The 25,558-nt window shown below is 58.1% G+C and carries 30 protein-coding genes and 1 tRNA gene; 14 read left to right on the top strand and 17 right to left on the bottom strand.

Features of this window, described 5'->3' with window-relative positions; all coding sequences use genetic code 11:
* Positions 1-10 precede the first annotated feature (10 nt).
* The 4 genes from ACQZ5N_RS13105 to ACQZ5N_RS13090 form a co-directional block, all read right to left on the bottom strand.
* Complete coding sequence (locus ACQZ5N_RS13105) at positions 11-1,594, bottom strand: type II and III secretion system protein family protein (RefSeq protein ID WP_448733122.1); 1,584 nt, start codon at positions 1,592-1,594, stop codon at positions 11-13.
* Positions 1,591-2,397 carry a Flp pilus assembly protein CpaB gene (cpaB, locus tag ACQZ5N_RS13100; RefSeq protein ID WP_448733121.1) on the bottom strand — a complete coding sequence of 269 codons (807 nt, stop codon included), beginning with the start codon at positions 2,395-2,397 and terminating at the stop codon, positions 1,591-1,593. Before cpaB ends, ACQZ5N_RS13105 begins: the two co-directional genes overlap by 4 nt.
* 127 nt (positions 2,398-2,524) lie before the next feature.
* Positions 2,525-3,037: an A24 family peptidase gene (locus ACQZ5N_RS13095; RefSeq protein WP_020810207.1), complete on the bottom strand. Its 513-nt coding sequence runs from the start codon at positions 3,035-3,037 to the stop codon at positions 2,525-2,527.
* Between the two features lie 99 nt (positions 3,038-3,136).
* Positions 3,137-3,328 carry a Flp family type IVb pilin gene (locus ACQZ5N_RS13090; protein WP_003524475.1) on the bottom strand — a complete coding sequence of 64 codons (192 nt, stop codon included), beginning with the start codon at positions 3,326-3,328 and terminating at the stop codon, positions 3,137-3,139.
* Between the two features lie 414 nt (positions 3,329-3,742).
* Between ACQZ5N_RS13090 and ACQZ5N_RS13085 the strand changes: the two genes are divergently transcribed.
* A complete protein-coding gene (locus ACQZ5N_RS13085; protein WP_003524476.1) occupies positions 3,743-4,153 on the top strand; it encodes a pilus assembly protein N-terminal domain-containing protein in 411 nt (136 codons plus the stop codon).
* A 187-nt stretch (positions 4,154-4,340) separates the two neighbouring features.
* Here ACQZ5N_RS13085 and ACQZ5N_RS13080 read toward each other — a convergent pair.
* Positions 4,341-4,427, bottom strand: a tRNA-Leu gene (locus ACQZ5N_RS13080).
* 119 nt (positions 4,428-4,546) lie between these two features.
* A complete protein-coding gene (locus ACQZ5N_RS13075; RefSeq protein WP_448733120.1) occupies positions 4,547-4,852 on the bottom strand; it encodes a SelT/SelW/SelH family protein in 306 nt (101 codons plus the stop codon).
* A gap of 145 nt (positions 4,853-4,997) precedes the next feature.
* Here ACQZ5N_RS13075 and ACQZ5N_RS13070 point away from each other — a divergent pair, with 145 nt between their 5' ends.
* The 4 genes from ACQZ5N_RS13070 (at position 4,998) to ACQZ5N_RS13055 (ending at position 7,849) form a co-directional block, all read left to right on the top strand.
* On the top strand, positions 4,998-5,447 hold the full coding sequence (locus tag ACQZ5N_RS13070; RefSeq protein ID WP_003524478.1) for a DoxX family protein: 450 nt from the start codon (positions 4,998-5,000) through the stop codon (positions 5,445-5,447).
* 138 nt (positions 5,448-5,585) lie between these two features.
* The gene (locus tag ACQZ5N_RS13065; protein WP_448733119.1) at positions 5,586-6,311 is read left to right on the top strand and encodes a type 1 glutamine amidotransferase; all 726 of its coding nucleotides are present in this window, start codon (positions 5,586-5,588) and stop codon (positions 6,309-6,311) included.
* Positions 6,312-6,369: 58 nt separating this feature from the next.
* Positions 6,370-6,558, top strand: a complete 189-nt coding sequence (locus ACQZ5N_RS13060; RefSeq protein WP_059759498.1) for a YegP family protein — start codon at positions 6,370-6,372, stop codon at positions 6,556-6,558.
* Between the two features lie 178 nt (positions 6,559-6,736).
* Positions 6,737-7,849 (top strand): glycoside hydrolase family 25 protein, encoded by a 1,113-nt coding sequence (locus ACQZ5N_RS13055; RefSeq protein ID WP_035240397.1) that lies wholly within the window; start codon positions 6,737-6,739, stop codon positions 7,847-7,849.
* A gap of 12 nt (positions 7,850-7,861) precedes the next feature.
* Here the strand turns inward: ACQZ5N_RS13055 and ACQZ5N_RS13050 are convergent, their stop codons facing one another.
* The gene (locus ACQZ5N_RS13050) at positions 7,862-8,737 is read right to left on the bottom strand and encodes a DMT family transporter (protein ID WP_448733118.1); all 876 of its coding nucleotides are present in this window, start codon (positions 8,735-8,737) and stop codon (positions 7,862-7,864) included.
* Positions 8,738-8,853: 116 nt separating this feature from the next.
* On the opposite strand from ACQZ5N_RS13050, the gene ACQZ5N_RS13045 reads away from it, so the two are divergent.
* Together ACQZ5N_RS13045 and ACQZ5N_RS13040 are read left to right on the top strand one after the other, a co-directional pair.
* On the top strand, positions 8,854-10,266 hold the full coding sequence (locus tag ACQZ5N_RS13045) for an aminotransferase-like domain-containing protein (RefSeq protein WP_448733117.1): 1,413 nt from the start codon (positions 8,854-8,856) through the stop codon (positions 10,264-10,266).
* Positions 10,267-10,338: 72 nt separating this feature from the next.
* Complete coding sequence (locus ACQZ5N_RS13040; protein ID WP_003524488.1) at positions 10,339-10,656, top strand: hypothetical protein; 318 nt, start codon at positions 10,339-10,341, stop codon at positions 10,654-10,656.
* Between the two features lie 71 nt (positions 10,657-10,727).
* Here ACQZ5N_RS13040 and ACQZ5N_RS13035 read toward each other — a convergent pair whose 3' ends face one another.
* Complete coding sequence (locus tag ACQZ5N_RS13035) at positions 10,728-11,186, bottom strand: Rrf2 family transcriptional regulator (RefSeq protein ID WP_059759145.1); 459 nt, start codon at positions 11,184-11,186, stop codon at positions 10,728-10,730.
* Between the two features lie 154 nt (positions 11,187-11,340).
* On the opposite strand from ACQZ5N_RS13035, the gene ACQZ5N_RS13030 reads away from it, so the two are divergent.
* Positions 11,341-12,228 carry an NAD(P)/FAD-dependent oxidoreductase gene (locus tag ACQZ5N_RS13030; protein ID WP_448733116.1) on the top strand — a complete coding sequence of 296 codons (888 nt, stop codon included), beginning with the start codon at positions 11,341-11,343 and terminating at the stop codon, positions 12,226-12,228.
* Here the strand turns inward: ACQZ5N_RS13030 and ACQZ5N_RS13025 are convergent, their stop codons facing one another.
* Positions 12,229-13,005: an AraC family transcriptional regulator gene (locus ACQZ5N_RS13025; RefSeq protein ID WP_448733115.1), complete on the bottom strand. Its 777-nt coding sequence runs from the start codon at positions 13,003-13,005 to the stop codon at positions 12,229-12,231. It abuts the gene before it with no gap.
* 94 nt (positions 13,006-13,099) lie between these two features.
* On the opposite strand from ACQZ5N_RS13025, the gene ACQZ5N_RS13020 reads away from it, so the two are divergent.
* Positions 13,100-13,507, top strand: a complete 408-nt coding sequence (locus ACQZ5N_RS13020; RefSeq protein WP_142780032.1) for a DUF2000 family protein — start codon at positions 13,100-13,102, stop codon at positions 13,505-13,507.
* Positions 13,508-13,576: 69 nt separating this feature from the next.
* Here ACQZ5N_RS13020 and lepA read toward each other — a convergent pair whose 3' ends face one another.
* The 3 genes from lepA to ACQZ5N_RS13005 form a co-directional block, all read right to left on the bottom strand.
* Positions 13,577-15,415, bottom strand: coding sequence for a translation elongation factor 4 (gene lepA / locus ACQZ5N_RS13015; protein WP_448733196.1), 1,839 nt, complete (start codon positions 15,413-15,415; stop codon positions 13,577-13,579).
* 61 nt (positions 15,416-15,476) lie between these two features.
* Complete coding sequence (locus tag ACQZ5N_RS13010) at positions 15,477-16,346, bottom strand: carbon-nitrogen hydrolase family protein (protein ID WP_448733114.1); 870 nt, start codon at positions 16,344-16,346, stop codon at positions 15,477-15,479.
* The gene (locus tag ACQZ5N_RS13005; RefSeq protein WP_448733113.1) at positions 16,343-16,951 is read right to left on the bottom strand and encodes a GNAT family N-acetyltransferase; all 609 of its coding nucleotides are present in this window, start codon (positions 16,949-16,951) and stop codon (positions 16,343-16,345) included. Before ACQZ5N_RS13005 ends, ACQZ5N_RS13010 begins: the two co-directional genes overlap by 4 nt.
* 73 nt (positions 16,952-17,024) lie before the next feature.
* Here ACQZ5N_RS13005 and ACQZ5N_RS13000 point away from each other — a divergent pair, with 73 nt between their 5' ends.
* The 3 genes from ACQZ5N_RS13000 (at position 17,025) to ACQZ5N_RS12990 (ending at position 18,642) form a co-directional block, all read left to right on the top strand.
* A complete protein-coding gene (locus ACQZ5N_RS13000; protein WP_448733112.1) occupies positions 17,025-17,426 on the top strand; it encodes a ketosteroid isomerase-related protein in 402 nt (133 codons plus the stop codon).
* 95 nt (positions 17,427-17,521) lie between these two features.
* The gene (locus tag ACQZ5N_RS12995) at positions 17,522-18,103 is read left to right on the top strand and encodes a helix-turn-helix domain-containing protein (RefSeq protein ID WP_448733111.1); all 582 of its coding nucleotides are present in this window, start codon (positions 17,522-17,524) and stop codon (positions 18,101-18,103) included.
* A 20-nt stretch (positions 18,104-18,123) separates the two neighbouring features.
* Positions 18,124-18,642 carry an N-acetyltransferase family protein gene (locus ACQZ5N_RS12990; RefSeq protein WP_448733110.1) on the top strand — a complete coding sequence of 173 codons (519 nt, stop codon included), beginning with the start codon at positions 18,124-18,126 and terminating at the stop codon, positions 18,640-18,642.
* An 18-nt stretch (positions 18,643-18,660) separates the two neighbouring features.
* Here ACQZ5N_RS12990 and ACQZ5N_RS12985 read toward each other — a convergent pair whose 3' ends face one another.
* Complete coding sequence (locus ACQZ5N_RS12985) at positions 18,661-19,734, bottom strand: alpha/beta hydrolase family protein (RefSeq protein ID WP_448733109.1); 1,074 nt, start codon at positions 19,732-19,734, stop codon at positions 18,661-18,663.
* Between the two features lie 145 nt (positions 19,735-19,879).
* Here ACQZ5N_RS12985 and ACQZ5N_RS12980 point away from each other — a divergent pair, with 145 nt between their 5' ends.
* A complete protein-coding gene (locus ACQZ5N_RS12980; protein ID WP_448733108.1) occupies positions 19,880-20,974 on the top strand; it encodes a helix-turn-helix domain-containing protein in 1,095 nt (364 codons plus the stop codon).
* A gap of 6 nt (positions 20,975-20,980) precedes the next feature.
* Here the strand turns inward: ACQZ5N_RS12980 and ACQZ5N_RS12975 are convergent, their stop codons facing one another.
* The gene (locus tag ACQZ5N_RS12975; RefSeq protein WP_059759163.1) at positions 20,981-22,084 is read right to left on the bottom strand and encodes a TRAP transporter substrate-binding protein; all 1,104 of its coding nucleotides are present in this window, start codon (positions 22,082-22,084) and stop codon (positions 20,981-20,983) included.
* A 177-nt stretch (positions 22,085-22,261) separates the two neighbouring features.
* A complete protein-coding gene (locus ACQZ5N_RS12970) occupies positions 22,262-22,735 on the bottom strand; it encodes a group III truncated hemoglobin (protein WP_448733107.1) in 474 nt (157 codons plus the stop codon).
* Between the two features lie 139 nt (positions 22,736-22,874).
* Here ACQZ5N_RS12970 and mbfA point away from each other — a divergent pair, with 139 nt between their 5' ends.
* Complete coding sequence (gene mbfA / locus ACQZ5N_RS12965) at positions 22,875-23,858, top strand: iron exporter MbfA (protein ID WP_059759168.1); 984 nt, start codon at positions 22,875-22,877, stop codon at positions 23,856-23,858.
* Positions 23,859-23,914: 56 nt separating this feature from the next.
* On the opposite strand, the gene ACQZ5N_RS12960 is transcribed toward mbfA, so the two are convergent.
* Both ACQZ5N_RS12960 and ACQZ5N_RS12955 read right to left on the bottom strand, forming a co-directional pair.
* Complete coding sequence (locus tag ACQZ5N_RS12960) at positions 23,915-24,529, bottom strand: transglutaminase-like cysteine peptidase (RefSeq protein WP_003524508.1); 615 nt, start codon at positions 24,527-24,529, stop codon at positions 23,915-23,917.
* Between the two features lie 118 nt (positions 24,530-24,647).
* Entirely contained in the window at positions 24,648-25,436 is a 789-nt protein-coding gene (locus ACQZ5N_RS12955) for an alpha/beta hydrolase (protein ID WP_448733106.1), read from the bottom strand.
* Positions 25,437-25,558 lie beyond the last annotated feature (122 nt).

Here is a 25,558-nt window from a genome sequence, read left to right as displayed (position 1 = left end):
GTGCATGTCGTCATTTGTAGATGAATCCCACTGATCCCTGATAGGGCGCCGCCTGAACCTGATCCTTGCGGCCATAGACCTTGTTGACGCGGTTCATGAAATACATGGCGGCATCGTTTTCCGGATTGAAGTTATCGTCTGGCCGGGCGATCTGATTGCGGGCAACGGGCCGCACCAGATAGGGCGTTGCGATAATGACCAGTTCGGTTTCGTTGCGGAGGAAGTCCTTGCTGCGGAAAAGCGTGCCGAAAATCGGAATCTTCGACATGCCCGGAAGCCCGGACATGGCCTGACGGACATTGTCCTGAACGAGACCTGCGATCACGATCGATCCCCCCGAGGGAAGCTCGACCGTTGTGGAGGTTTCGCGCTTTCTGACCGACATGTAGGTCGAACCTGGGACCGTGCGGCCCGAATTACCGGTTACAACATTGCCTTCGTAGGTGGGCTCGGAAACATTGGTTTCAATTTTGAGACTTATTCGGCCTGGCGAAAGCACCACGGGCTTGAAGTTTAACGTGATGCCATAATCGACAGTATTGGTCGTGCGCGTAATAGTGGGCCGCCCGGTGTCTTCGTCGATGTCGACTTCCTGTTCTCCGGCAATCCTGAAATCGCCTCCGACGTAGAACTTTGCCTGCTCTCCGGAAATAGCCGTTAGGCTTGGTTCCGCCAATGTACGCATGACGCCCGCCTGCTCCATTGCAGTGAGATAAGAAGCGAATCTGAGAGACCCCGAGCCTATCGCACCACTGGCAATTCTTGACGCGCCATCGATCACATTGCCAAGATTAGACGGATTCGCAAATTCGAAACCATTACCGCTTGTTGAACTGCTGATGGAGCCGTTGAAGCCGAGTTGCTTCAGAACCTGTCTGCTCACTTCGGCGACGGTAACCTTCAGTGTTACCTGATCTTCACCCTCAATCGTCAGCATGTTGACAATTTGCGATACCTGCCGGCGCTCCGCAAAAATCGCTGCATCGCCGCCATTGTCACCGCCTGTCAGAGATATATTACGGGTGGTGGCCTCACCGCCTTTTAGAAAGGCGTCGGCAAGTTGAACGGCGCGTGCGGAGTCCTGCGGTGTCCGCACCGATCCTGTAAGAACGATGTTGTCCGAAACGATTTCTACCTTGATATCAGACTCGGGAATGAACCGGCGAATATTCGCCTCGAGTCCGGCGATGTCCCGCTCTACTTCCAGATCGAGACTGACGATTTCCCGGCCGCCCTCACCAAAAATGAAAATGTTGGTCTGTCCTACCGTTTTACCGAAAAGATAAATACGTCTGGATGTGCGGGTGACGGCATCGGCAAGGCTCGGATCGGCAACGAGAATGTCGTGTGCATCTTCGGGCAGGTCGATGACCAGCGCCTTGTTTAAACCCAGCTTTAAGCGCTTGCGAATGCCTGTGCCGCTTTCGGTAATCCGCACGATGCTTGCGCTTTGCGCCTCCGCTTCGCTGACGCGCAGAAACTTGGGAGAATGCTGGCCGGGAACGCCTGAAAAGGCCAGGCAGAATGCGAGCCCACCCGCCATCGATGAACGCAGGCGTTGGTTGAGACGATTTGTCATGAGCCTCCCGGTCATTGTGATGCTCCCTGACCGCTCTTCACGATCGAGCCGGATTTGATCACCTGAATTTCCGGCTGTCCGGAACCGCCGCTGAGAAGATGGCCAGCCGAAAGCGTATCGTTTTCCTGCGCATCGGCGACGGAGCGCAAAGCAAGCGTGAGACGGTCCGCCATTTGCTGCGCCACCGTTATGATCTTCGCCTGTTCCGGGGTCAGTTCGAGTGTAGCGGTTGCGCCGACCACGGCCGACGTTCCGTCCTCGCCTTCCTTGATCTGCTGATCGATTGCCAGGACACGAACATTGTTCAAAACATTTTCGGTCAGAAAGTTGTTGTTGTCGCCCTTGCGGACCATGATCACATCGACCCGGTCATTCGGCAGAACGAAACCGCCTGCGCCTGTCGAGACGGAAATCTCGGTGGCGACAGCGCGTTTCCCAGCCGGCAAAAGGGAGGACATGATGCGCGTGCTGGAATCGACCACTTTTTCGGGCCGGATCGGCTCGCCTTCGAACAAAGGCAACCGCACGACAGCGCCCGCGAGTTCGGTGATGGCGTCGGGTCTCTTCGCCTCCGTGATGAAACTATCGACCACATTGCCCTGTGGCCACGGTGTCCAGCGCACGGAACTGTCGTTCAGGCGGCTACCGACGGGCAGATTGACCGAAGAGACGAGAACGTTGACCGTCGGTTCTTTCTGGATGATCGTTTCTGCTTTTTCGATGACCTGCTTCGCGCCGGAAATCTGCATGGCGACAAGGCCGGCAAGACCGGCGGCCACCAGAGCAACGGAAAGAATAAAGATACGCGACGGTTTCATGCTCGATCCTTGAGGGAATCAGATTCTTCTTCCCCGAGGATGGCGTGCGATTGGTATAATTATGGTTAATAGTGTGCTTGGATTTGTAGTTAACAATTCTATAAACGATTGGGATCGAAATCCTGATCTAGTATAGGCTTGTGATCGCCGCTTTTACGAGGGGGCAATTCCCATAGGTCAGGAGCCCCGCTGCAGCGATACCGATACCGTATGGAATCTTCTTTGCAACCATAAGGGAATCAGGGATCGGTATGCCGATGGCTATGATTTCCTGGGACCGTGACCTCAGCAGTAGTATGCCAACTGTCAATGCGCCGCCGATCAGCGTCACCGCAAGTAAAAATTCTATGAGAGAAATGTTGAAGCCGTACCAGACTGCCGCTCCAGTCAACAGTTTTGCGTCCCCTCCACCCATGACATTGGCAGCGAAGAGCACAAAACAGCAGAGAAAAACGGCGAGGCCGCCTGCGAGACTTAAGATAAAAGTCTGCAAATCCATTCCCGACAGGGGCGCAACGAAAGCGAAAGACAGCAAGAGCACGACGGTTATCGAGTTGGGGATCGTCATGCTGAAAAGATCGTTCAAGGCCGCGAAACTGAGGCAGAGCGGGACAATAAGAAAAATCGCTGCGACGATCATGATTACCCTGCCTTAATCTATCCAATTCAGCTGGAAGAATAGCAAATGCAGGTGATTTCCCAATTCTGGGTAAATCACCTGCATTATACTTTTTATCAATCAAACGCCGCCGGTGGAGGCTTTCGAGTTCGTGAACGAGGTGCTGATGAAAGTGAAAGTGTCTTTCAGCTTACCGCCGACTGCCGTTGTACCACCGATAATGCCAACGGAAATAAGTGCAGCAATCAAACCATACTCGATTGCAGTGGCACCGGATTCGTCTTTCAGGAAACGAGCGAAAATCTTGGTCATAGGGTCTCTCCTAACTTGTGTTGGTTCAGCACGCCGACAACTGTTCTCCGTTGTTCGGTTGGGTTCAAACTACAGCCGAGCGATTTCCAAGCGCTTAAAAAAAACGATTAACTCAAAGTAAACGGCAGGATGAGTTTCTCTTGGTAAATAAAAGCAAAAAGTATTGTCTGCATTTTTATATTTGCTGATAAAAAAATATATTCAGGCGCTGACCATTTCTCTCTTTCGGCAAAGTTTCCTTTGAAAGAGGCGCAGCTGTTCAGTTTTGACGCGGGGCGGAGAGACGTGAAAATATCAATACATTACGAATGGTTACCATCCGCGTTGCTGATTTCCGCCATTTAACGCTTCATTCACTAAAACCGCGCATTCTGTGGAACAATAAAGTGCGGATAGTGAGCAAGGGCCAAACGCGTGTCATCCGGAAAACTGGCGAAAATTGTGGTCGGCTTGTCCGTCTTTATATCGGGTTCGCTGCAGCCCGCTTTTGCTGAAGATGACATATTGCGCGTTTCGATGAATCACGCCCGTGTCCTTCGTCTCGACCGCGCCGTCAGCAAGGTTATCGTCGGCAACTCCAAAGTCGCCGATGCCACGGTTGCCGATGCCACCACAATTGTTCTGACAGGTCGCAGTTTCGGCACGACCAATCTCGTGCTTCTGGATGCCGATGGCAATCCAATCGTGGATGAACGCATTCTCGTCTCCATCGACGAGGGCAATACGGTGCGTGTTTTCCGGCAGACGGAGCGGACCGTTCTGTCCTGTACGCCGAATTGCGAACAGCATTCGCAAAATAGTGGCGACAAAGACGCTCAGCCATAACAGACAAGGTCGATCATATTTCAGACAGGACAACAGGCCTTCCGACAAAAAACGGAAGCGGCCTGTTCGTAGCTTTTCTGTAAGTGGAAAAGACGAAAAAGCAACACGCTTCCCGGCGTTTACCGGTCGGCTATATGTTGCTGTTTTTTCGGCTAAGTTTTTGATCTGGCTAAGATCAAAAATGGAATGGTGCCCAGAAGAGGACTCGAACCTCCACACCCTTGCGAGTACCAGCACCTGAAGCTGGCGCGTCTACCAATTCCGCCATCTGGGCGACGGAGAGCGATGTACGAGGGCAGCCGCCCGGTGTCAACAGGCTTTTTGAACTTTTATGACGATCATTGATTTTAAAGGGAAAAAACTTGGTTGGGGCTGTTGAAACATGTCGCCGGGTCAGGTGTCGAGCCCTTCATGCTTCGTTCTGTCCACATGACCGAGGTCGCGCTCCGGGTCGATGATGTCACGGATTCTCTGTTTGAGTTCTTTGGGGCCGGGAAAACCGCCATCGCGTTTGCGTTCCCATATGGTCGTGCCGTCCACGGTGATCTCGAACAGACCGCCGGTTGCGGGAACGAGGCTGACTTCGCCGACATCGGAAGCGAAGGTCTGCAGGATTTCCTGCGCCATCCAGCCTGCCCGAAGCAGCCAGTTGCATTGCGTGCAATAGCGGATGGTTATGCGGGGTTTGGTCTCGGTCATCCTCACGTCTCCTTCACCGCCCAGCGGCAATAATGTTCACGATAATGTCAACTATAACACTCATGTTTTTACCGGGCGTACGCTTGTTCATATCATGCGGCTTTGCGAACAAAGAAGCTGTCGAAGGTTGAAATGTGGAGATCCTATGGCCCAGTTCGAGAATAATCGTCAGCGTCTTTTCGTTCCGGCGGTCGCACCGCTTTATAATGCGACACACGATCTGGTGGAGACGATCCTGCGCGTCACGGCCGGGCTTCTTCTCGTCACCCATGGTTTCGGCAAGATCGTCAATCCTTTCGGCGCAGTCGGCATGGTGGAGAGCCTCGGTTTTTATCCCGGCGTCTTCTGGTCGCCGCTGCTTGCCGCCACGGAATTTTTCGGCGGAATTCTGGTCGCCATCGGGCTGTTCACACGTCCGGCATCCTTCGCGGCCATGATCGTTCTTTTGGTAACGGTTTATTTTCACGGCATCGTAAAGGCGGAAGGTCTGGGTGGCGCGGAAAAATCGATTCTGTGGGCCGCGATTTTCCTGTTCTTCGCCGTTCGCGGCGGCAACCGGCATTCGGCTGACGCCAAGCTGGCGCGTGAATTCTAAGGCGCACCAGGTCAGGTCATCCGCTTGTCGTCGCACTGCCGATGTCGCGGCTCTTGAAAATCGATTTTTCTCGTGGTGAAGCTGGATTCGATCGGCACTCTTGGCCGGTTGAATCCATTGTCGTCTCCACGAGGTCTTATGCGCGTCGCAATCATAGAAAACATGGCGGGTACGCCGCACGGGCAGCTCGGCGTAGCGCTGGAAGAAGCGGCGGCGGAAATCCATGTCATCCGCGCCTATGCGGATGAGCCTCTCCCAAGGGATGCTGCCGACCATGATGCGCTTGTCGTTCTGGGCGGCGAACAGAACGCGCTTGACGATGCGCTTTATCCCTATTTTGCCGATCTCGCCCTTCTCATGAAAGCCTTTGGCGATGCTGGTAAAGCGGTCATGGGTGTGTGCCTCGGCAGCCAGTTGCTGGCGCGTGCCTATGGGGGAGAGAATATTCTCTCGGGGCCGCCGGAATTCGGCTGGCAGGATATATCCCTGACGGAAGAGGGCGTGTCCGATCCGCTATTGGCCGGGCTGGAAAAGACATTCCCAATTTTTCAGTGGCATTGCGATACATTTACGCTTCCGCCGGACGCCACGCGCCTTGCGACCAATGGCGCGACACGAAATCAGGCCTTTCGCATCGGCCGGGCAGTCTATGGCACGCAATTCCATTTCGAGGCCTCCACCGCCGTGGTTGACGGCTGGTGTCAGGCGTTTCCTGCTTCCGTCGAAAGAATGTCGCCGGGCTGGCTGGAGAATTATCGTGACCACCGTGGCTTGCGCGCAGAAATGGCGGATGCAGCCGGGCTGGAAATTGCTCGAGCCTGGGTGCGGCTCATTGAGATAGGCGATTTTCCGTTGCGAAAGTGATCGAGGCCGAACAGAGTTGCGGCTGATGGACTACCGCGCGAAAGGAGGCGCAAAGATTATGTACAAATTCGAAATCTATCAGGACAAGGCCGGCGAATATCGTTTCCGCTTCAAGGCATCCAACGGGGAAACAATGTTCTCGTCGGAAGGATACAAGGCGAAGGCGTCGGCCATCCATGCGATCGAATCGATCAAGAGAAATTCCCCCGGTGCCGACACTGTCGATCTGACCGCCATGACGGCCTGAGCCGCGCCGCCGCGCGAGAACTCGAACCGTTTCGCCTGCCAGAAATGACGGGCGCATCGGCGGGTGCCGACGTAAAGATAAGATTCAGTCTTTTTTGATAATCTTCCGTTAGCATTTATATTTCGAGGTCTCCGGGCGGCATCAGAGTGCCCCCGATTTGTTTTGCGTACGGGTTCTCATGCGTTCATCGGCTGTGCCAGCACTTTTCTTCGGTTGCTTCCTGCTTGGAGGCTGCACGTCCAGTTCCGGGCCGGAAAGCCTGATGGCCGGCTTGCCCTCGAAGGAAACGACGAGTTCGGTCACGCCATCCGCACCGGTGCCGCAGGCAGGCGTCGGTACCCAGGCCATCGCCGCTCAGCCACGGCAGGAAGTTCTGGCATGGGGCGGGCCGGTGCCTGACGAACCCAAGGCCTTTTCCGCTGTTACCCCCAGGGCGTCGTTAACGCAGAATGCACCTGAAATCCGTTTGCCGGTTCCGTCACAGGCGGCGGGAATGGTGCGGCCGGCGGAGCGCCCCACGATCAACCAGATGGAGCGTCCGGTACAGTTGGCTATGGCTGCGGCCCCGGCGGCGAGCGCCGGTGCGCAGATCCGCTCGCGCATTTTCCGCTCCAGCTTCAGCGATGCCAAGCCGATCAATTTCGGCAGGGTCCAGCCGCGTCACTTTCAGGTCCACGGGGTGGATGTATCCCGTTGGCAGGCCAATATAAACTGGCCGCAGCTGCGCACGCGCGGCGCCAATTTCGCCTTCATCAAGGCGACGGATGGTGGCGACCATCTCGATCCGATGTTCCGCACCAACTGGCAGCGCGCGAAGGAAGCGGGCATTCGCCGCGGCGCTTACCACTTCTTCTATTGGTGCCGCAACGCCAGCGAACAGGCGGACTGGTTCATTCGTAATGTACCGCGCGACCCGGACGCCCTGCCGCCGGTTATCGACGTGGAATATAACGGCGAATCGAGCTGCAAGATGCGCCATTCCCGCGAACGCGTTCTGGAAAAGATGCGCGTCTTCATGGACAAGCTCGAGCGCCATTACGGCCAGCGGCCGATCATTTATACGGCGCCCGATTTTTACAAGGACAACCTCCAGGGCGAGTTCCAGGATTATCCCTTCTGGCTGCGCGCCGTCGCCCAGCATCCGTCGGTGGTTTATCCCGGCCGCAAGTGGTTGTTCTGGCAATATTCCGGTTCCGGCCTGTCGCATGGCGTCGATGGCCGCATCGATCTCAATGTCTTCAACGGCAGTGAGGATGCATGGCATCGCTGGGTGGACCGCCGTTCGAGCTGACGATGGCGGCCGTCAGCGCGCGAATTTTCGCGCGCCTGCAACACAGAGCACCACCACAAGCGTAACGGCGATCATGGCCGGGCTCACCTCCTCATGCAGCAGGGTCGCGGCAAGTGCCAGCCCGAAGAAGGGCTGAAGCAATTGCAGCTGGCCCACGGCTGCGATGCCGCCAAGCGCCAGTCCGCGATACCAGAAGATGAAGCCGATCAGCATGCTGAACAGGGAAACATAGGCAAGGCCGGCCCAGGCCTGCGGGTCGATGCCAGCAAGCGTTTCCGGCCCGGTGAAGAAAGCAAGCGGCGCCATTACCGGCAGGGAAAGAACCAACGCCCAGGAAATGACCTGCCAGCCGCCCAGCTTGCGGGAAAGGGCAGCACCCTCCGCATAGCCGAGCCCGCAGACGATGATTGCGCCGAGCATCAGAAGATCGCCAGCCAGTGAGGCCTCGATCCCGGCGGCAAACGAATTCGACAGCGAAAACCCCGCAACAAGCGCGCTTCCAAGACAGGAAAAGAGCCAGAACACCGGGCGTGGGCGTTCTCCGCCGCGCAGCACGGCGAAGATTGCTGTTGCGAGCGGTAAGAGCCCCACGAAAACGATGGAATGCGCCGAGGTGACATGCCGCAGGGCGAGCGCGGTCAATAGCGGGAAGCCCACCACGACACCGAGCGAGACGATGAAAAGCGATGTCAGGTCATCGCGCGCCGGGCGCCTTTGCCTGAACAGAAACAGCAGCGCCAGCGCCAGCAGGCCGGCAATGCTGGCGCGGGCGACGGTCAGGAACACCGGATCGAAACCCGTTACCGCAATGCGTGTCGCGGGCAGCGACCCGCTGAATATCACCACGCCTGTCAGGCCGCTCAGCCAGCCGCTCGTCGTCTTGTCCATCGTCAACTCCTGCGTTTTGCCTTTCTTGATCCGGAATGGCTGGCAGGAACAGCGACAATCATATACAATTTCAACAAACTGTTATGGTATCGCAAGCGATACAGTTGGAGGAAAGTGTGGACGGACAAGTCGCTGCGGGCACGCGCATAGAAAAGGTGATGGCAAGTGTGCGGCAACGCATCGCATCGCGCAGCCTCGTGCCGGGCGCGCGCCTGCCGTCGGTCAGGGCGCTGGCGAAGACCATGCAGGTTTCCACCTCCACCGTTGTCGAGGCCTATGACCGGCTCGTGGCGGATGGTACGATAAGCTCGCGCCCCGGCTCCGGTTTTTTTGTTTCGGGCCCGCTTGCGCCCCTGTCGCTCGCCGATATCGAGCCGCAGCTCGATAGGGCGGTGGATCCTTTATGGGTCTCGCGGCAGGCGCTGGATGAAGGTTCCGTTCTCGCCAAACCCGGCTGCGGCTGGCTTCCCGCATCGTGGATGCCGCAGGAGGCGTTGAGGCGGGCGATGCGCGGCCTTGTCCGCGCCGACGCCGCCCTGCTGACGGATTATGGCAACCCGATGGGGCTGCTGCCGCTGCGCCAGCTTCTGGCACGCCGGCTGGCCGAACACGGGGTGCAGGCGGGCGCCAGCCAGATCATGCTTACCGATTCCGGCACGCAGGCGATCGATCTTCTGTGCCGTTTCCTGCTGCAGCCGGGGGATACGGTTGTTGTCGATGACCCCTGTTATTTCAATTTCCACGCCCTCTTGCGGGCGCATCGGGTGAAGATCGTCGGTGTTCCCTATACGCCGACCGGACCGGATCTGGTGCTTTTCGAGCAGGCGCTGAAAGACCATCAGCCCCGGCTTTATATCACCAATTCCGCAATCCATAATCCGACAGGTGCAAGGCTTTCCGCCGTTTCCGCCCATCGCCTGCTGATGCTCGCCGAACAGGTGGGGCTGACCATCATCGAGGATGATATTTTTGCCGATTTCGAAACCCAGGCTGCGCCCAGGCTGGCGGCCTTCGATGGTCTGAACCGCGTCGTCCAGATAGGCAGCTTTTCAAAAACACTGTCGGCCTCCGTGCGGTGCGGTTTCATTGCGGCACCCATGGCTTGGGTGGAAGCCCTGACCGATCTCAAGATCGCCACCACTTTTGGCGGAACGCATTTTTCGGCGGCGCTGATCCTGTCGCTTTTGACCGATGGCAGTTACCGCAAGCATGTCGAGGCGCTGAGGCAACGTCTTGCGGCAACGATGCCGGAGGTCGCGGCGCGTCTGAGGTCGGTCGGATGTGTGCCGTGGATCGAACCGCAGGCGGGCATGTTTTTATGGTGCCGCCTGCCAGACGGGGTTGATGCCGCCGATGTGGCGCGCCGGGCGCTTTCGCGTCAGGTGGTGCTGGCCCCCGGCAATGTGTTCAGTTCCTCGCAGAACGCCTCCGGTTTCATGCGTTTCAATGTCTCGCAAATGGCAGGTCCGCAGGTCATGACGGTGCTGGCGGAGGCGCTTCAGAAAACGCCCGAACCTCGTCGGTTGTAAGCGTTCTGGAAGGAATCGGAACAAAATCCCGTGAACGTCGTTTTCTCCGCAGAATGAAGAGGAGGAAACACCATGACATTCGATCCCAACAACCCGCGTCCGGACCGCGATCTTCGTCCGGAAGTGAATATCAGCAATGAACCGCGTGCCCGCACGTCGTCGTCCTGGGTGCCGTGGTTGGCGATCATCGTCGTCGTATTGGTGGGCGTTTTCGCCTGGTCGCAGATGAGCGGCCCGACCACCGATCCGGCCACGACATCCTCCACCACGCCGCCTGCGGCAACGGATCAGGCACCGGCGCCCATGGCTCCGACCGCTCCGGCAACACCGCCTGCGAACAACACCGCACCGGCAAGCCCGAATACGGGCGGCACGCAGACCCAGCCGTAACGGGCCTACTGATATGATAAAACCGCCTGCCTCCGGGCAGGCGGTTTTTCTTTGCGGCCCTTATTCGCGCCCTAAAGCTGCTCCATCGCGGAAGGGTGATTGGAAACCCTGGACCAGCGGCTGATGGACTCCTGTGCCAGTTGCGAAAGGGCAATGCTTCCGAAACGGGACAGCAGAATGTTTTCCGCCTCTTTCATGGCCTCGAAAAGTGCTGCATTGACGGCCTGTTCGATGACGCAGTTCGGGTTGTCGCCCGCCAGCCCGATTGAGAACAGTTCCGGTGCGCCAAGCGCCCGGTAAATATCGAGCAGCGTGATTTCGCTGAGCGGCCGCGCCAGCACCCACCCGCCGCCATGGCCTTTTTCCGACGAGACATAACCATGCTCGCGCAAGCCGGCCATCGTCCTGCGCACCACCACCGGATTGGTCTGAAGCATCGCCGCGATGCTCTCGGATGTCGCCGCACCCTTATGATTTTCCATATGGATCAGAATATGCAGCACCCGTGAAAGCCGCGTGTCGTGTCTCATTGTCCAAACCCGTCTGTTTACACCAACGCTATCACTTTCGATATGACGTAACAATATAAGTTGCGTGACTATTGACTCCGAAAATCACGTAACAATATAAGTATCGTGAAATGAACGGGCACGTCCGCCTCTTTCCTGAAACGATGGGTGCATCATGAAATTCGACGTCATCATTATCGGCGGCAGCTATGCCGGCCTCTCGGCCGCCCTGCAGCTTGGACGCGCCAGAAAAAACATTCTGGTGGTGGACGCTGGGGAACGGAGAAACCGTTTCGCCAGCCATTCCCACGGTTTTCTCGGCCAGGATGGAAAGACGCCGGGTGAAATTATCGCCGAGGCACGCCGCCAGATCGAACGTTACCCGACAATAGATTGGGCTGAGGGCAGGGTGACCGATGCCGAAGGCTCCTTCGGCGATTTTGTAGTCGAGATCGACGGCAAACGCCGTGAGACAGCGGACCGGCTGATCCTCGCCATGGGCGTCACCGATGAATTGCCTGTTATTGCCGGGCTGAAAGAGCGTTGGGGCTCTTCGGTCTTCCATTGCCCCTATTGCCATGGTTACGAGCTCAATCAGGAAAAGATCGGCGTCATCGCCGCTTCACCTTTGGCCATTCACCACGCATTGATGCTGCCCGACTGGGGCGAGACGACCTTTTTCACCAATGGCGTATTCGAGCCGGATGGGGATCGGCAGGCATTGTTGTCGGACCGGGGCGTGCGGGTGGAAACAACCCGCATCCGGGAAATTACGGGGCATGCGGATGTCGTTCTGGCGGATGGACGCAGCATCGCATTGGCTGGCCTTTTCACCCAGCCGAAATTGCGTATCTCCTCGAACTGGCTGGAAAAACTTGGCTGCGCCGTGGAGGAGGGGCCGATGGGATCGACCATCGTGACGGATCCCATGAAACAGACCACCGCCCGCGGCATCTTCGCCTGCGGTGATGTGGCAAGGCCTGCCGGCTCGGTCGCCCTTTCGGTGGGAGACGGCGCCATGGCGGGTGCTGCGGCTCACCGGTCGATCCTGTTTCCGGAGTGATCAATGCGAAACAAGGTTGAGCCAGCGTCCAGGCGGCATGCCGAAGGCATTTTTGAAATGCCGGGTAAAATGCGCCTGATCCGCAAAACCACAGGCAAATGCCGTTTCCGCAAGGCCCGCACCCGCACGCATCATGTCCTTGCATTTTTGCAGTCGGCGCATGATGAGATAACGGTGCGGGCTGGTGCCGAACAGGAAACGAAAGTGCCGAAAGAGCGTGAAGCGGTCGAGCCCGCTTATCCGTTCCAGCTCTTCAGAGCCGACGGTGTCGGCGCTATTCTCCAGCAGATAGTCCCGGCATCGTAAAACGGCGATCCGGTCGATCCGTTTGATGGTTCTGGCGCTTCCGTTTGAATGTTTCCAGAGCAAATCCGCCAGTCTCGATTGCCAGTCGGTGAGAAGCAGATTGTCCGGCTCGCCTTCCAGATTGCCAAGCGCCTCGATGAGGCATTGCCGGAATTCCTCATCCTCGATGACGGGATTTTGGGCGAAGGGCAGCGCATTATATCCCGCCTCAGTCGCTTTTTCGGGCGGAAGATAAAGCATACGATAGCGCAGGCCTTCATCGGTGCCTGCGCCGCCATCGTGAACTTCGTCCGGATGCAGCACGATTACCTTTCCGGGCGTGCTGAAATGCGATTTCCCCCGATAGGAAAATGTCTGGACGCCGGAAAGCGTGACACCCAGCGCATAGGTATCATGACGGTGCGGCGCATAGGCGTTGCCATGAAAGCGCGCTTCGATGCGTTCTATGCCTTCGCTGGAGGGCGCCTGCACGATCCCTTCGAATCTGCACGAACGTTCAAGATCGCCGACGCCCCGAGGCGTTAGGATCGCTTCTCTTTCGTAACCACAGCCAGATTGAGTTCGCATGTTTGATACCAAGATCGCCGTCATCCTTCGCGATGACCTTGCCGTGTGGCAAAAACTGAACGTTACCGCATTTCTCATGTCCGGGATCGTCGCCCAGACCAGGGAGATCATTGGAGAACCATACCGCGACGGGGCGGGCAACGTCTATAATCCCCTGTCCATCCAGCCGATTGTCGTCATGGCCACGGATCAGGAGGCGCTGCGCAAAATCCACCAGCGATCCCTCGAGCGCGACGTCACGACATCGCTTTATATCGAGGAAATGTTCGCCACCGGGCACGATGTCGCCAATCGCCAGGTATTTTCGGAGTTTTCTCCTGACAACGCCAAGGTGGTCGGCATGGCGCTGAGGGCCGACAGGAAGATCGTCGACAAGATCACCAAGGGCGCAAAGCTGCACGCGTGATAGAAGCCAAAACGCAAAAGGGAGGCGATGGGCCTCCCTTCCATAGCGATGGCAATATGATTTTGCCGCTTATTCGTCGTTCATCTTCAGGGCGGCGATGAAGGCTTCCTGCGGAATTTCCACCTTGCCGAACTGGCGCATGCGCTTTTTGCCTTCCTTCTGCTTGTCCAGAAGCTTGCGCTTACGCGTCGCGTCGCCGCCATAGCACTTCGCCGTCACGTCCTTGCGCAGCGCGCGCACGGTTTCGCGGGCGATGACCTTGCCGCCGATGGCCGCCTGGATCGGAATCTGGAACATGTGCGGCGGAATGAGTTCCTTCAGCTTTTCGCACATGCCGCGTCCGCGCCGGTCAGCCGCCGAGCGGTGCACCAGCATGGAGAGCGCATCCACCGGATCGCCGTTGACGAGGATCGACATCTTGACGAGATCGCCTTCGCGATAGTCGATGATGTTGTAGTCGAAGGAGGCGTAACCCTTGGAGATGGATTTCAGCCGGTCGTAGAAATCGAACACCACTTCGTTGAGCGGTAGCTCATAGGTGATCATCGCACGGTTGCCGACATAGGTCAGCTCCGTCTGCAGGCCGCGCCGGTCCTGACAGAGTTTCAGGATGCCGCCGAGATATTCGTCCGGCGTCATGATCGTCGCCTTGATCCAGGGCTCGCGGATTTCCTTGATCTTCACAACGTCGGGCATGTCGGCCGGGTTGTGAAGTTCCTTCTCCGTGCCATCCGTCAGCGTCATTTCATAGACAACGGAAGGCGCTGTCGCGACGAGATCGAGATTGAACTCGCGCTCGAGGCGTTCCTGAATGATTTCGAGATGCAGCAGGCCGAGGAAACCGCAGCGGAAACCGAAACCGAGGGCGGCGGACGATTCCATTTCGAAGGAGAAGGAGGCGTCGTTGAGACGAAGCTTGCCCACCGCCGCGCGCAAATCTTCGAAGTCGGCCGCATCGACCGGGAAGAGGCCGCAGAACACCACGGGCTGCGCAGGCTTGAAGCCGGGCAGGGCCTGCGCCGTCGGGCGCTTGTCGTCGGTGATGGTATCGCCAACACGGGTATCGGCGACTTCCTTGATCGAGGCGGTGATGAAGCCGATCTCGCCGGGGCCGAGGCTGTCGACATTGACCATCTTCGGGGTCAGCACGCCGACGCGCTCGATGCTGTATTTCGCGCCCGAGCCCATCATGCGGATCTGCTGGCCCTTGCTCAGCACGCCATCGATGACGCGCACCAGAACCATAACGCCGAGATAGGTGTCGTACCAGCTATCGACCAGCAGCGCCTTCAGCGGTCCGTTTTCGCCGACTTCGCTCTTCGGCGGCGGCAGACGATGGACGATGGCTTCCAGAACATCGGGGATACCAAGACCGGTCTTGGCGGAAATCATCACGGCGTCGGAGGCGTCGATGCCGATCACCTCTTCGATCTGCTCCTTGATACGGTCGGGTTCGGCCGCCGGCAGGTCGATCTTGTTGAGCACCGTCACCAGCTCGTGGTTGTTGTCGATGGCCTGATAGACGTTGGCGAGCGTCTGGGCTTCCACGCCCTGCGATGCGTCGACCACCAGCAGCGAACCTTCGCAGGCCGAAAGCGAGCGGGACACTTCGTAGGCGAAGTCGACGTGGCCGGGCGTGTCGATGAGGTTCAGCACATAGGTCTCGCCGTTATTCGCCTTGTAGTGCAGGCGTACGGTCTGGGCCTTGATGGTGATGCCGCGCTCGCGCTCGATATCCATCGAATCGAGAACCTGTTCCGACATGTCGCGTTCGGCAAGGCCGCCCGTCGACTGGATCAACCGGTCGGCCAGCGTCGATTTGCCATGATCGATGTGGGCAACGATCGAGAAGTTGCGGATATGGTCCAGGGGCGTGCGGGTCGAATTTGTGCTCATGTCCCGCGCTATAGCAGGGGCTTGTCACACCGCAAAGCGGGAATTTGGTTAAAAGCCCTTTAAAATGGGCTTTTCAGATCGCAAATTGCTCCGGCCAGTCGCGCCGGGTGGCCACCTGTCCTTCGGTGCGGAGCCTTGCGACGGCGGCAAGATCAATATCGGCAATCAAAAGCGTGCTCTGTGTCACCGCATCGCTTTCGCTTTCCGCCACGATACCGGATGCAGGCATGCCGTAGTCGGACGGCACGTAAAGGGCGGCGCGGCCGCGATTCTCATCAACGGCGGGAGACCATGGGGCCTCGCCCGCGGTGGGGGAGGAGAGGATGGCATATTGGTTTTCCAATGCCCTGGCCTGCGCGCCGATGCGTACCCGGTAAGCACCCGCCAGCGTATCGGTGCAACTCGGCGCGAGCACGAGTTCGACGCCCAGCTCCGCCAGCCTGCGGCCGAGCATCGGGAACTCGTTGTCGTAACAGATGAGGATGCCGAGCCTGCCTATCGGCGTCTCGAAGGCTTTCAGGCCCTCGACGCCGGCATGAATGTTCCATTGCTCCCGCTCGAAGCGGGTCATGATCTGCTTGTCCTGATAACCGATCAGCCCATCCGGGCCGAACAGCCATGCGCGGTTGCGAAACTTGCCGTCCGAATCCTTCACCGGCGCGCTGCCCGGCTGGAAGAGGATTTGATGTTGCCGCGCCAGCTCCTCGCAAAGCTCCACCCAGGAAGGGATCAACGGCTGTATCTCTTCGATGGAACGGTGCAGATCGGAGCGCGCGGCGGGCGGCAATTGCCCGGTTAGCGCCATGGCCGAATATTCAGGAAGCAGCAGCAACTCCGCGCCTTTTTCCTTCGCCTCGCGAACGACGGCGGAGAGATGCGCGGCATAAGCCTCCCATGTCTCGATCAGCTCGATGGCATATTGGCTGGCGGCGAGGCGTGTCATTTGTCTCCGTCTCCGGCAAGAATGGTCTTCATCCAGAAGGACAGCGGTTTCGGGCTTTCAACGCTTTCGTCGAGGTCCTGCCATGTGAAACTGGTGCGCAGTTCCGGGTGATGGCTATAACCGCGCTTTTCCCAGAAGGCGTCCAGCGGAACGTAGTCCGCCGGCCGTCGTGGATGGTCTGCGGGTCGCTCCACAGCACAGAAAGTGCACCTGTCGAAACCGAGCCGCTTTGCATGCGCCTCCCGCTCCTCGAAGAAGCGCACTCCGATTCCGTGGCCGCGATAGCCGGGCAGCAGCACGCTTTCACCGAAGTAGAATATCCGGTCCGGATCGTAACCCGCTTTGACGAAGGGCGTCTTTACCTCTTCGGTCTCTGCCGCCATCGGCATGCCGGTCGACATGCCGACCACTTTGCCGTGATCGAGCGCCAGCACGAAAACCGCGCCGTCCGTATCGGCATAGGTCGCGAGATAGTTGCGCTCATAGTCCAGCGAGCCGTCATAGAGATAGGGAAAGGCGCGAAATATTTCGATCCGCAGGCGCGCGAGGTCATCGAAATAGGGCGCGGCGTCGATGCCGGAAAGAGACTTGATTTCGACGGTCATGGGCATTTTCACTTTCGGTTGCACTGGTTATACCGTCATGGAAAACCCGCGCAAGCATTGAACGGAGAAGACGATGACCGCCACAGAGACCATCCGCGCTTACTACGATGCCTTCAACCGTCAGGACATGGATGCCTTTCTGGCGCTTCTTCACGATGAGGTCGTGCACGACATCAATCAGGGCGAGCGCCAGACCGGCAAGGCCGCCTTCGCCTCCTTCATGGACCATATGAACCGCTGCTATAAGGAAAACCTCACCGATATGGTGATCATGGCGAGCGAAGATGGTAAGCGTGCTTCCGCGGAATTCATCGTCAATGGCGAATATCTCAAGACCGACGAGGGATTGCCCGAGGCGAATGGCCAGAAATACGTACTGCCGGCCAGTGCCTTTTTCGACCTGAAGGACGGTAAAGTTAGCCGAGTAACGAACTACTATAATCTGAACGACTGGATCGCCCAGGTCGGCGCCTGAGACGCCCTTTTGCCGCAAAGCGACCAGCGGCAAAGAAGATGATAGTTTCCATTATCGTGGATATTGACTCCATCATATGAGAGTGCAATTCTCATATGATGGAAAACGAAGATCATATTCTTGAACGCTCTATCGGCGCGCGGATCAAAACATTGCGGGCCGAAAACGGTTTGACGCTGGACCGTCTCGCGTCCGAATCCGGCGTCAGCCGCGCCATGATTTCCCGTATCGAGCGAGGCGAGGCGAGCCCTACGGCCTCCCTGCTGGCCCGTATCTGCGCAGCCCTTGGTCTGTCGCTTTCCGGTTTCTTCGCCGAAAACGAAGAGGCTGTTTCCCCGCTTATGAAAAAGCGCGATCAGCAGCTCTGGAAAGATCCGGAGACCGGTTATGTGCGCCGCGCCATCTCCCCGCCGCGTGTGGGATCCGATGTCGACATCGTCGAAGTCGAATTTCCGCCCGGCGCGCGCGTGGGTTTCCCACCGCATGCGGCGAGCCGGGGGATGACGCAATATGTCTGGCTTTTCGAAGGTGTGCTGGAAATGACGAGCGGTGGAGACGTTCACCGGCTGGAGCCCGGCGATTGCCTTTTCATGCCGGTCGGCGAGGGACATGTTTTCCACAACCCCTCCGGAAAACCCGCCCGTTATGCCGTCGTGCTGGACCAAAGACAGCGCTGATTTCCCCGACAGGAGTTAATATGACCACCATCCGTGTATTGAACGGACAAGAGACCATCGATGTCTTGCCCGAACTCTGTGAGGTTCTGGCTGCCTGCGTGAACGGCGGTGCCTCCGTCGGTTTCATGTTGCCCTTTTCCCCACAGGATGCGCAGCCTTTCTGGCAGGCCGTTGCAGAAGCGGCAGGCGAGGGCAGCACCATTCACGTGGTGGCGGAGGTTGATGGCAGGGTGGTGGGTACCGTTCAGGTCGGCCTTGCCTCCAAAGCCAACCAGCCGCATCGCGGCGATCTGATGAAGCTCCTCGTGCACCCGTCCGCGCGAGGCCTCGGGCTTGCCCGCAAACTCATGCAAAAGGTGGAAGAGGAGGCGGCGAAACGTGGTCGTACCCTTTTGGTGCTGGATACGGCCACGGGCAGCGATGCCGAGGCGATTTATCCTCGCCTCGGCTGGGAGCGGGTCGGCGTCATCCCCGATTACGCCCTGTTTCCGGATGGACGCTTTTGCGGCACGACCCTGTTTTACAAGCGGATCGGCTAGGCCTTTCAGACTGCCGTCTTATTGACCCGGCTTCAGTGTACGGTTGAAGGCGGCAGCGATCATCGTCTCCAATTGTGCGTGAATATCCGCACGGTCCCGTGGTCCGGCCGGTTCGCAGATCGGATCGCGCTCGCCGTTGGATTTGAGGAACGCATCTGCATCCGGTTTGCACAGCGGCAGGAAGCTGAAATGATTGGCCTCATCCACTTGCTGATAGGTCGCGCCGGGCACTTCGTCCGCGAGTTTATCCGCAAGCACGGCCGGCGGAATTTTGCCCTTGCTGCCGAGATTGATGAAGGTCAGCGGAATATCGATCTCTTTCAGGCTCTCCGGTTTGAAGGCCAGCGCCAGACCGGGATCGATCAGCACGGCGGACCGAATACGGGGATCGCGGTTCTGCTGCTCGAATTGAGCCTTGTCGATGGTTCTGAGATCGAACTTCGGCACGCTGACCGGCTCGCCATTAAGGTAACCCCGGCCACCGGCGAACCATTGGCAATCCATCATCGTGGAATAGTCTTTGCAATAGCGCGCATAGGCGTCAAGATCGGCGCGCGCGCCCGAAATCTCCATCGCCGCGCTGCCGCCGAGCGAAAAGCCGAGCACGCCGATCCTTTGCGTGTCGATCGCACTCGACCATTTGCCCTTCGCCGTTAGAACAGTGACAATCGTGGAGAGATCGTCCGTTCGCTCCCAGATTTTCGGCGTGTCGGCGGGTGTGGAATCGCCGCTGGTCGTACCGGGGTGGTTGGCTCCCGCCACAATGAAACCGTCGCTCGCAAGTTTCGCGGCGATCCATGCCATACCGGACACTCGTGAACCCGAGCCGTGAGACAGAAGCACAAGCGGCAGCCGACCCGGTTTCACGGCGCCATCTTTGACCATTGGCGTGCCCTGAAAAATCCGGTCATCGCCGGAAAGCGTCTGCGTGCCCTTTCCGTCGGAGGGATACCAGACGGTGACGGCAAGGTCCTTGCCGCGTGCTGGCGAATGGATGGTGGTTTCGCTGACGCCGACAGCCTCGCCTGCAAAAACCGGCTGGGTGACGAGAGCGGAAAACAGGATGGTCGTGATGGTGGTGACAGGGCGCATGAAAACCTCGTGCGGTTGGAAAGAACGGGGTTCAATCTGCGCCGCTACATGTTTTTTGCGTCCTTGATCGTGTTAAAGGTCGTCCCGAAACGCGATCTGGTCCATGAATTGGCGATATAAGCCGTTGTTCTGGGGATATTCATTCGTGCTGTTCATTCCGCTGCCTTTCGTTGTGGCGCTTCTGCTGGTTGTCATGTTCATCGTTTTCGTTCGAGGCGGAGACGATGTGCGAACCAATCGGGCCTTTCTGACGCTGATCGCGCTTTGTGCCCTGCAATCCGTCCTTGTCGGACTGCGCTGGGGGTATGGCGTCAGCGAAGCGCGTTATGTTTTGCCGGTCCTCGCTGCCTGCCTGCCGCCGCTCGTCTACATTGCTTTTCGCGGGCTGATGAGAGTGGCGGCCGAGAGCAGGATAGCGATGCTTGCCAACCTCGTCCTCTCACCTTTGCTCGTCGTCATCATGGAATTCACCTGGCCGATGGCGATTGATCTTGCGCTGATCGTCATCTTCGTCGGCCACGCCATTGCCCTGCTTCTTCTCGGCAGAAAGGGGCCGGATGGGCTGGACGAGGCGCAATTTGCCAGCGTCGCGTCGGCGCACCGGGCGCTTATTATCGCTGCCATCGCTCTTTGTGTTTCTGCCCTGTTCGATCTTCTGGTGTTTTTCGATTTCGAATGGGCGCATGGGCAGAATGTTGCAGCGCTGGTCAGCAATGCCAATCTTTTCGGCCTGCTGTTGATTGGCCTCATGGCCGCGCTGGCCGGCAAGAGCAAGGCGCCGCAAACAGCCGTAGAACCTGTCGCGGAATTGTCAGCGTCGGCGGAGCCATCGGAACAGGACCGGGATATCATTGCAAGGGTTGATCGGCTGATGGAGACGCAGGCGCTTTACCGTGATGAGAACCTCAACCTGTCGCGGCTTGCAAGACGCCTCGGCCTGCCGAGCCGGCAGATATCCGGCGCGATCAACCGCTCGCTCGGCGTCAATGTCTCGCAATATGTCAACCAGTTGCGCATCCGCGAAGCCTGCCGGCTGCTGGAAGAGACGGAGCAATCGGTGACGACGATCATGCTGTCCTCCGGCTTCCAGACCAAGTCCAACTTCAACCGCGAATTTCGTCGCGTCACCGGCATGAGCCCGGTCGACTGGCGGGAGCGTGAAGTGTGGAATCTGGTCTCGCCAAACAAAACGGCCACCCGGCAGATGCCGGATGACCGTTTGAAGATCGTCGGGAAATGATGGGGATCAAAGCGTGCCGTTGCGCTGCTGGATCATCATGTAGGTGTCATAGGTATATTCGGCGATCTGCGCCCAGAGATAGGCGTCCTTCTTGAAGGCCTGCTGGCTCTCGTAGATTTTCTTGAAGTTCTCGTTCTTGGCCGAAATCTCCGCATAGGTGTCCTGCGCCGCCTTGTGGCAGACATCAAGGATTTCCTGGCTGAAGGGGCGCAGGATGGCGCCCTGCGCCACGAGTTCCTTCAGCGCCTTCGGATTGCGGGCGTCGTAACGTTCCAGCATGCTGGCGCTGCCGGCGGCGCAGGCGTCCTTCAGGATACGCTTGTAGTTCTCCGGCAGCTCATTGAACTTCTGCAGGTTCACGAAGGCATGCACGGCCGGGCCGCCTTCCCACCACGCCGGATAGTAATAATATTTCGCGACCTTGTAGAAGCCGAGCTTCTGGTCGTCATAGGGGCCGACAAATTCGGTGGCGTCGATCGTGCCCTTTTCCAGCGCCGCATAGACATCGCCGCCGGCGATCTGCTGCGGCGTGACACCGACCTTCTGCATCACCTGGCCGGTCAGGCCGGCAATGCGCATCTTGAGGCCCTTCAGGTCATCGATGGTGTTGATTTCCTTGCGGAACCAGCCGCCCATCTGGGCGCCGGTATTGCCGAGCAGGATCGAGTAGATATTGTGCTGGGCAAGGAATTCATTGAGCAGCTCATTGCCGCCGGCCTGATTGAACCAGGCATTCGTCTGCCGTGCATTGAGGCCGAAAGGAACCGAGGTTCCGAGCGCGAAGGTCGGGTCCTTGCCGACGTAATAATAGGAGCAGGTATGCGCCATTTCGACGGTCCCGGCCGTCACCGCATCCGCCGCCTGCAGCGCCGGCACGATTTCGCCGCCGGCAAAGTGCTGAATGACGAAGTTGCCGCCGGAGGCTTCCTTGACATGGTCGGCGACGATCTGGCCCGCGCCGAAAAGAATGTCGAGGCCCTTGGTGAAGGACGATGTCATGCGCCAGGTGATCTTGGGGTTTTCCTGCGCAATAGCCGGAGCGGCAAGCGCCGTTGCGGTAACACCGGCGCCGAGCGCGCCTGCCTTGCGGATAAATGATCTGCGATCCATGTCGATAAGCCCTGCTATGTCTGCATATTACAGGCGAACCGCACGGTACGCCTCCCGCCGGCTACTAAACATTTATCCCTGTGGCCATCAAGAGGGAATGTTTGAAACTTGCGTGATCTTACGTACGGCTTGGTAATTGTTGCTTGTACGGCCTTTCGCTGTTCGGCGCGGCTGCGGTTAAGGCATGCTGCGCTTTAAGGCCGGGTCATCCATTGCAGGATTGTAAAACAGCGAAAGCGTCAGGCTTCTGGCGATGCGTTGCGCCGTTTCTATGAACCAGTCATGTGCCTCTTTGCTCGGCGCAATATCATCAAGCGTGGCGGAAAACAGCGTGAGCCACTGCGGAAAAAGCTCCGCCGACATGCCTTTTACCCCGAGATGGGCCTGCACGGGCTTGCCGCCATAACCGCCATTTTTGAAGGCGACGGCCGTCCAGAACTGTTTCATCCTGGCCATATGTTCCGGCCAGCGCCCGGCAAGCCGCGCATCAAAAACCGGGCCGAGCGTGGGATGTTCAAGAACGCGGCCATAAAATGTTTCCACCAGCAAATCGATGAAACCGGCATCGACGCCGATCTCCGCCATGGCTTTTTCCGCCCTGTCCTGAATTTCCGCGCTGTGGGCGGCTCTGGCCGTAACGTCGTTCTGCATGGTGTTTCCTTTTTTGCGAATTTACCCCGCTGCGATGTGGCCTGCAATGCGACCCTTTGCCTTATTAGAATTATTCTAAGAAGGCTTGATCCCAGTGCGATGCGGATGTATTTAGAATTATTCTAAAAAGGTTTCAGCCATGTTTCGCAGTCTTTTTTCCCTGTCCAAACGTCCCTTTTCCTCCCTCGGCGAACAGGAAATCCTCGCGCTCGCCATTTCATCCGAAGAAGACGATTCCCGTATCTATCGCTCCTATGCCGATCATCTGCGTGCGCAATATCCGCAATCGGCGAAAGTCTTCGATGATATGGCGGAAGTCGAGCAGCAGCATCGAAATATCCTGATCGACATGCATCGCCGTCGTTTCGGAGAAACCATCCCGCTGATACGCCGTGAACATGTGCGTGGTTTTTACGAGCGTACCCCGGACTGGCTGGTGAAGAACCTGTCGCTCGAAAAAATCCGCGCCCAGGCCGAATTGATGGAAGCCCAGGCGATCCGCTTCTATGATGAGGCCCTCAAGCGCACCAGCGATGCCTCGACGCGCAAGCTCCTCGGCGATCTGGCCGAGGCGGAGCGGGGTCACGAAGACATCGCGCAGATGCTGGAAGAAAAACACCTGGATGAAAACGGCAAGACCGAAGAGGCGGAAACCGCAAAACGGCAATTTCTTCTGACCTATATTCAGCCGGGTCTTGCGGGGCTTATGGATGGCTCCGTCTCGACGCTTGCGCCTATTTTCGCGGCCGCCTTTGCCACGCAGGATACCTGGCAGACCTTCCTTATCGGTCTCTCGGCCTCTGTCGGTGCGGGCATCTCCATGGGCTTTACCGAGGCCGCCCACGATGACGGCAAGCTTTCTGGCCGCGGTTCTCCGGTAAAGCGGGGCCTGGCCTCGGGCATCATGACGGCCATCGGTGGTCTCGGCCACGCATTGCCCTATCTCATTCCGCATTTCTGGACGGCAACGGCGATTGCCGCCGTCGTCGTTTTCGTCGAACTCTGGGCCATCGCCTTCATTCAGAACCGCTTCATGGAAACGCCGTTCCTGCGGGCAGTGTTTCAGGTGGTCCTCGGCGGCTCGCTGGTACTCGCGGCCGGTATCATCATCGGCAATGGCTGAAAAAAGAAAGAGCCCGCAATAGCGGGCTCTCAATCCATCAAACGTGGAACCAGGCGTTAGCGCAATGCGCCGACCAGCACGTCGCGGCCGTCCTCAATGGAAACCCAACGGCCCGTATTGAAGGACGCCTGCCGCTTCAGATAGGTGTAGTTGGTGTCGGTCCACAGCTTCACGTCGTCGGTGAGATTATCGAGAATATAATCGCCGTCGGTGGTGCGAAGGGTCAGCACGGCATGGCCCTCACCATCCGGCTTACGCACGACGGTGATCAGAAGATCAGCCACGGAAAAACCGCGCTCGACCAGCTTCTTGCGCTTCAGCAGCACGAAATCTTCGCAGTCGCCGGCGGTCGTCGGATATTCCCAGACTTCGTCCTTGCCGTAGATTTCCTGATCGGTCATCGCCACGATGGTGGTGTTGACGGACGTATTGACCTCGCGAATGACATCCCAGCCATAATCCGTGACGCGCGGCGGCGGCGTCGCCTTGCTGCGAATATTGCACTCGTCGGCATATTTCTGACAGAACTCATAATGGCCGATCGGCTGGGATGTAATCCCCCCCGTCACCATGGAAGGGCTTCCCTTGGTTTCCGCCGTGGCGGAGGCAGCAGTCATTAGCCCGGCGGCAACTGCAAACAGCAGCGCACGCGCCAGCGGTGCGTTCATCATGAAACCCGTCCCTTAATTCTTAACGAAAAGTTAAGAGGGATAGGGGTCTTGAGTCAATCGCTAGCAATCGGCGGCGCGCAAGACTCGTCGAATATGGTTAAGAGCGTTGCGCAAATGCCTATATTGCAAGGGCTTTGACCGCGGCGAGCATCCGCTCGATATCCTGCGGCCGGGAAAGCCGATGGTCGCCGTCGCGGATCAGCGTCAGCACGACGTCGTCGGACGGAAGATGTTCGAGAAGCTTCAGCGCATGCTGATAGGGAACATCGGGGTCGCGCATGCCCTGCAGGATGTGAACGGGGCAACCGGTGGTGATGATACCCTGCAGCACGCGGTTCTGCTTCCCGTCTTCCATCAGCGCGCGGGTGAAGATGTTGGGCTCGGGGCTATATTCCGAATGTTCCTCAAAATAACCCTTTTCCGTCAGAGAGGCTTTCTCCGCCTCCGAAAGGCTGGGCTCTATCAGCTCCTGCGTGAAATCCGGCGCTGGCGCAATGAGGACGAGACCGGCGACGGATGGCGCGCTACCCGCCTTGCGCAGCTCCTCGACCATGCGTAGCGCAATCCATCCGCCCATGGAGGAGCCGATGAGAACGACGCGCGACGGCGCCTTTGCGCGCACCACGGCAAGCGCCTCTTCCAGCCAGCAGGAAATCGTGCCCTTCCTGAAGTCGCCGCCGGAGGCGCCATGGCCGGAATAGTCGAGCCGCAGGCAGGCAAGGCCGTTTTCAGCGGCGAAGCGATCGAGTTCAACCGCCTTGGTTCCGGTCATGTCGGAACGATAGCCGCCGAGCCACACCAGCATTGGCGTATTCTCGCCCGAAGCCGCCGGGCGATGAAGGAAAGCAATGTCGCGAGTGTCGTTGTCGGGGCCTACACGCAGGAATTCAGCGGCTTGTTCGGTCATGTATATGCAATTCTCCTGATTTTGGTGCAACAACGGCGGCGTATTTGCAAAAACCGTGACAACAGGTGATCTTTTCGGGCAGATATGCTATTGACTTCGCCACGGCAATAACGACATTTCCG

Source organism: Agrobacterium sp. 22-221-1 (genome assembly GCF_053522445.1).
Note: the sequence above shows the minus strand (reverse complement) of the source record. Positions and strands in the feature narration are given on the sequence as shown.

Excerpts from the sequence above, each read along its gene's own strand:
- ACQZ5N_RS13105 (WP_448733122.1), bottom strand. The coding sequence starts at position 1,594 with ATGACCGGGAGGCTCATGACAAATCGTCTCAACCAACGCCTGCGTTCA.
- cpaB (WP_448733121.1), bottom strand. The coding sequence starts at position 2,397 with ATGAAACCGTCGCGTATCTTTATTCTTTCCGTTGCTCTGGTGGCCGCC.
- ACQZ5N_RS13095 (WP_020810207.1), bottom strand. The coding sequence starts at position 3,037 with ATGATCGTCGCAGCGATTTTTCTTATTGTCCCGCTCTGCCTCAGTTTC.
- ACQZ5N_RS13090 (WP_003524475.1), bottom strand. The coding sequence starts at position 3,328 with ATGACCAAGATTTTCGCTCGTTTCCTGAAAGACGAATCCGGTGCCACT.
- ACQZ5N_RS13075 (WP_448733120.1), bottom strand. The coding sequence starts at position 4,852 with ATGACCGAGACCAAACCCCGCATAACCATCCGCTATTGCACGCAATGC.
- ACQZ5N_RS13070 (WP_003524478.1), top strand. The coding sequence starts at position 4,998 with ATGGCCCAGTTCGAGAATAATCGTCAGCGTCTTTTCGTTCCGGCGGTC.
- ACQZ5N_RS13065 (WP_448733119.1), top strand. The coding sequence starts at position 5,586 with ATGCGCGTCGCAATCATAGAAAACATGGCGGGTACGCCGCACGGGCAG.
- ACQZ5N_RS13060 (WP_059759498.1), top strand. The coding sequence starts at position 6,370 with ATGTACAAATTCGAAATCTATCAGGACAAGGCCGGCGAATATCGTTTC.
- ACQZ5N_RS13055 (WP_035240397.1), top strand. The coding sequence starts at position 6,737 with ATGCGTTCATCGGCTGTGCCAGCACTTTTCTTCGGTTGCTTCCTGCTT.
- ACQZ5N_RS13050 (WP_448733118.1), bottom strand. The coding sequence starts at position 8,737 with ATGGACAAGACGACGAGCGGCTGGCTGAGCGGCCTGACAGGCGTGGTG.
- ACQZ5N_RS13040 (WP_003524488.1), top strand. The coding sequence starts at position 10,339 with ATGACATTCGATCCCAACAACCCGCGTCCGGACCGCGATCTTCGTCCG.
- ACQZ5N_RS13035 (WP_059759145.1), bottom strand. The coding sequence starts at position 11,186 with ATGAGACACGACACGCGGCTTTCACGGGTGCTGCATATTCTGATCCAT.
- ACQZ5N_RS13030 (WP_448733116.1), top strand. The coding sequence starts at position 11,341 with ATGAAATTCGACGTCATCATTATCGGCGGCAGCTATGCCGGCCTCTCG.
- ACQZ5N_RS13020 (WP_142780032.1), top strand. The coding sequence starts at position 13,100 with ATGTTTGATACCAAGATCGCCGTCATCCTTCGCGATGACCTTGCCGTG.
- ACQZ5N_RS13010 (WP_448733114.1), bottom strand. The coding sequence starts at position 16,346 with ATGACACGCCTCGCCGCCAGCCAATATGCCATCGAGCTGATCGAGACA.
- ACQZ5N_RS13005 (WP_448733113.1), bottom strand. The coding sequence starts at position 16,951 with ATGACCGTCGAAATCAAGTCTCTTTCCGGCATCGACGCCGCGCCCTAT.
- ACQZ5N_RS13000 (WP_448733112.1), top strand. The coding sequence starts at position 17,025 with ATGACCGCCACAGAGACCATCCGCGCTTACTACGATGCCTTCAACCGT.
- ACQZ5N_RS12995 (WP_448733111.1), top strand. The coding sequence starts at position 17,522 with ATGATGGAAAACGAAGATCATATTCTTGAACGCTCTATCGGCGCGCGG.
- ACQZ5N_RS12990 (WP_448733110.1), top strand. The coding sequence starts at position 18,124 with ATGACCACCATCCGTGTATTGAACGGACAAGAGACCATCGATGTCTTG.
- ACQZ5N_RS12985 (WP_448733109.1), bottom strand. The coding sequence starts at position 19,734 with ATGCGCCCTGTCACCACCATCACGACCATCCTGTTTTCCGCTCTCGTC.
- ACQZ5N_RS12975 (WP_059759163.1), bottom strand. The coding sequence starts at position 22,084 with ATGGATCGCAGATCATTTATCCGCAAGGCAGGCGCGCTCGGCGCCGGT.
- ACQZ5N_RS12970 (WP_448733107.1), bottom strand. The coding sequence starts at position 22,735 with ATGCAGAACGACGTTACGGCCAGAGCCGCCCACAGCGCGGAAATTCAG.
- mbfA (WP_059759168.1), top strand. The coding sequence starts at position 22,875 with ATGTTTCGCAGTCTTTTTTCCCTGTCCAAACGTCCCTTTTCCTCCCTC.
- ACQZ5N_RS12960 (WP_003524508.1), bottom strand. The coding sequence starts at position 24,529 with ATGATGAACGCACCGCTGGCGCGTGCGCTGCTGTTTGCAGTTGCCGCC.
- ACQZ5N_RS12955 (WP_448733106.1), bottom strand. The coding sequence starts at position 25,436 with ATGACCGAACAAGCCGCTGAATTCCTGCGTGTAGGCCCCGACAACGAC.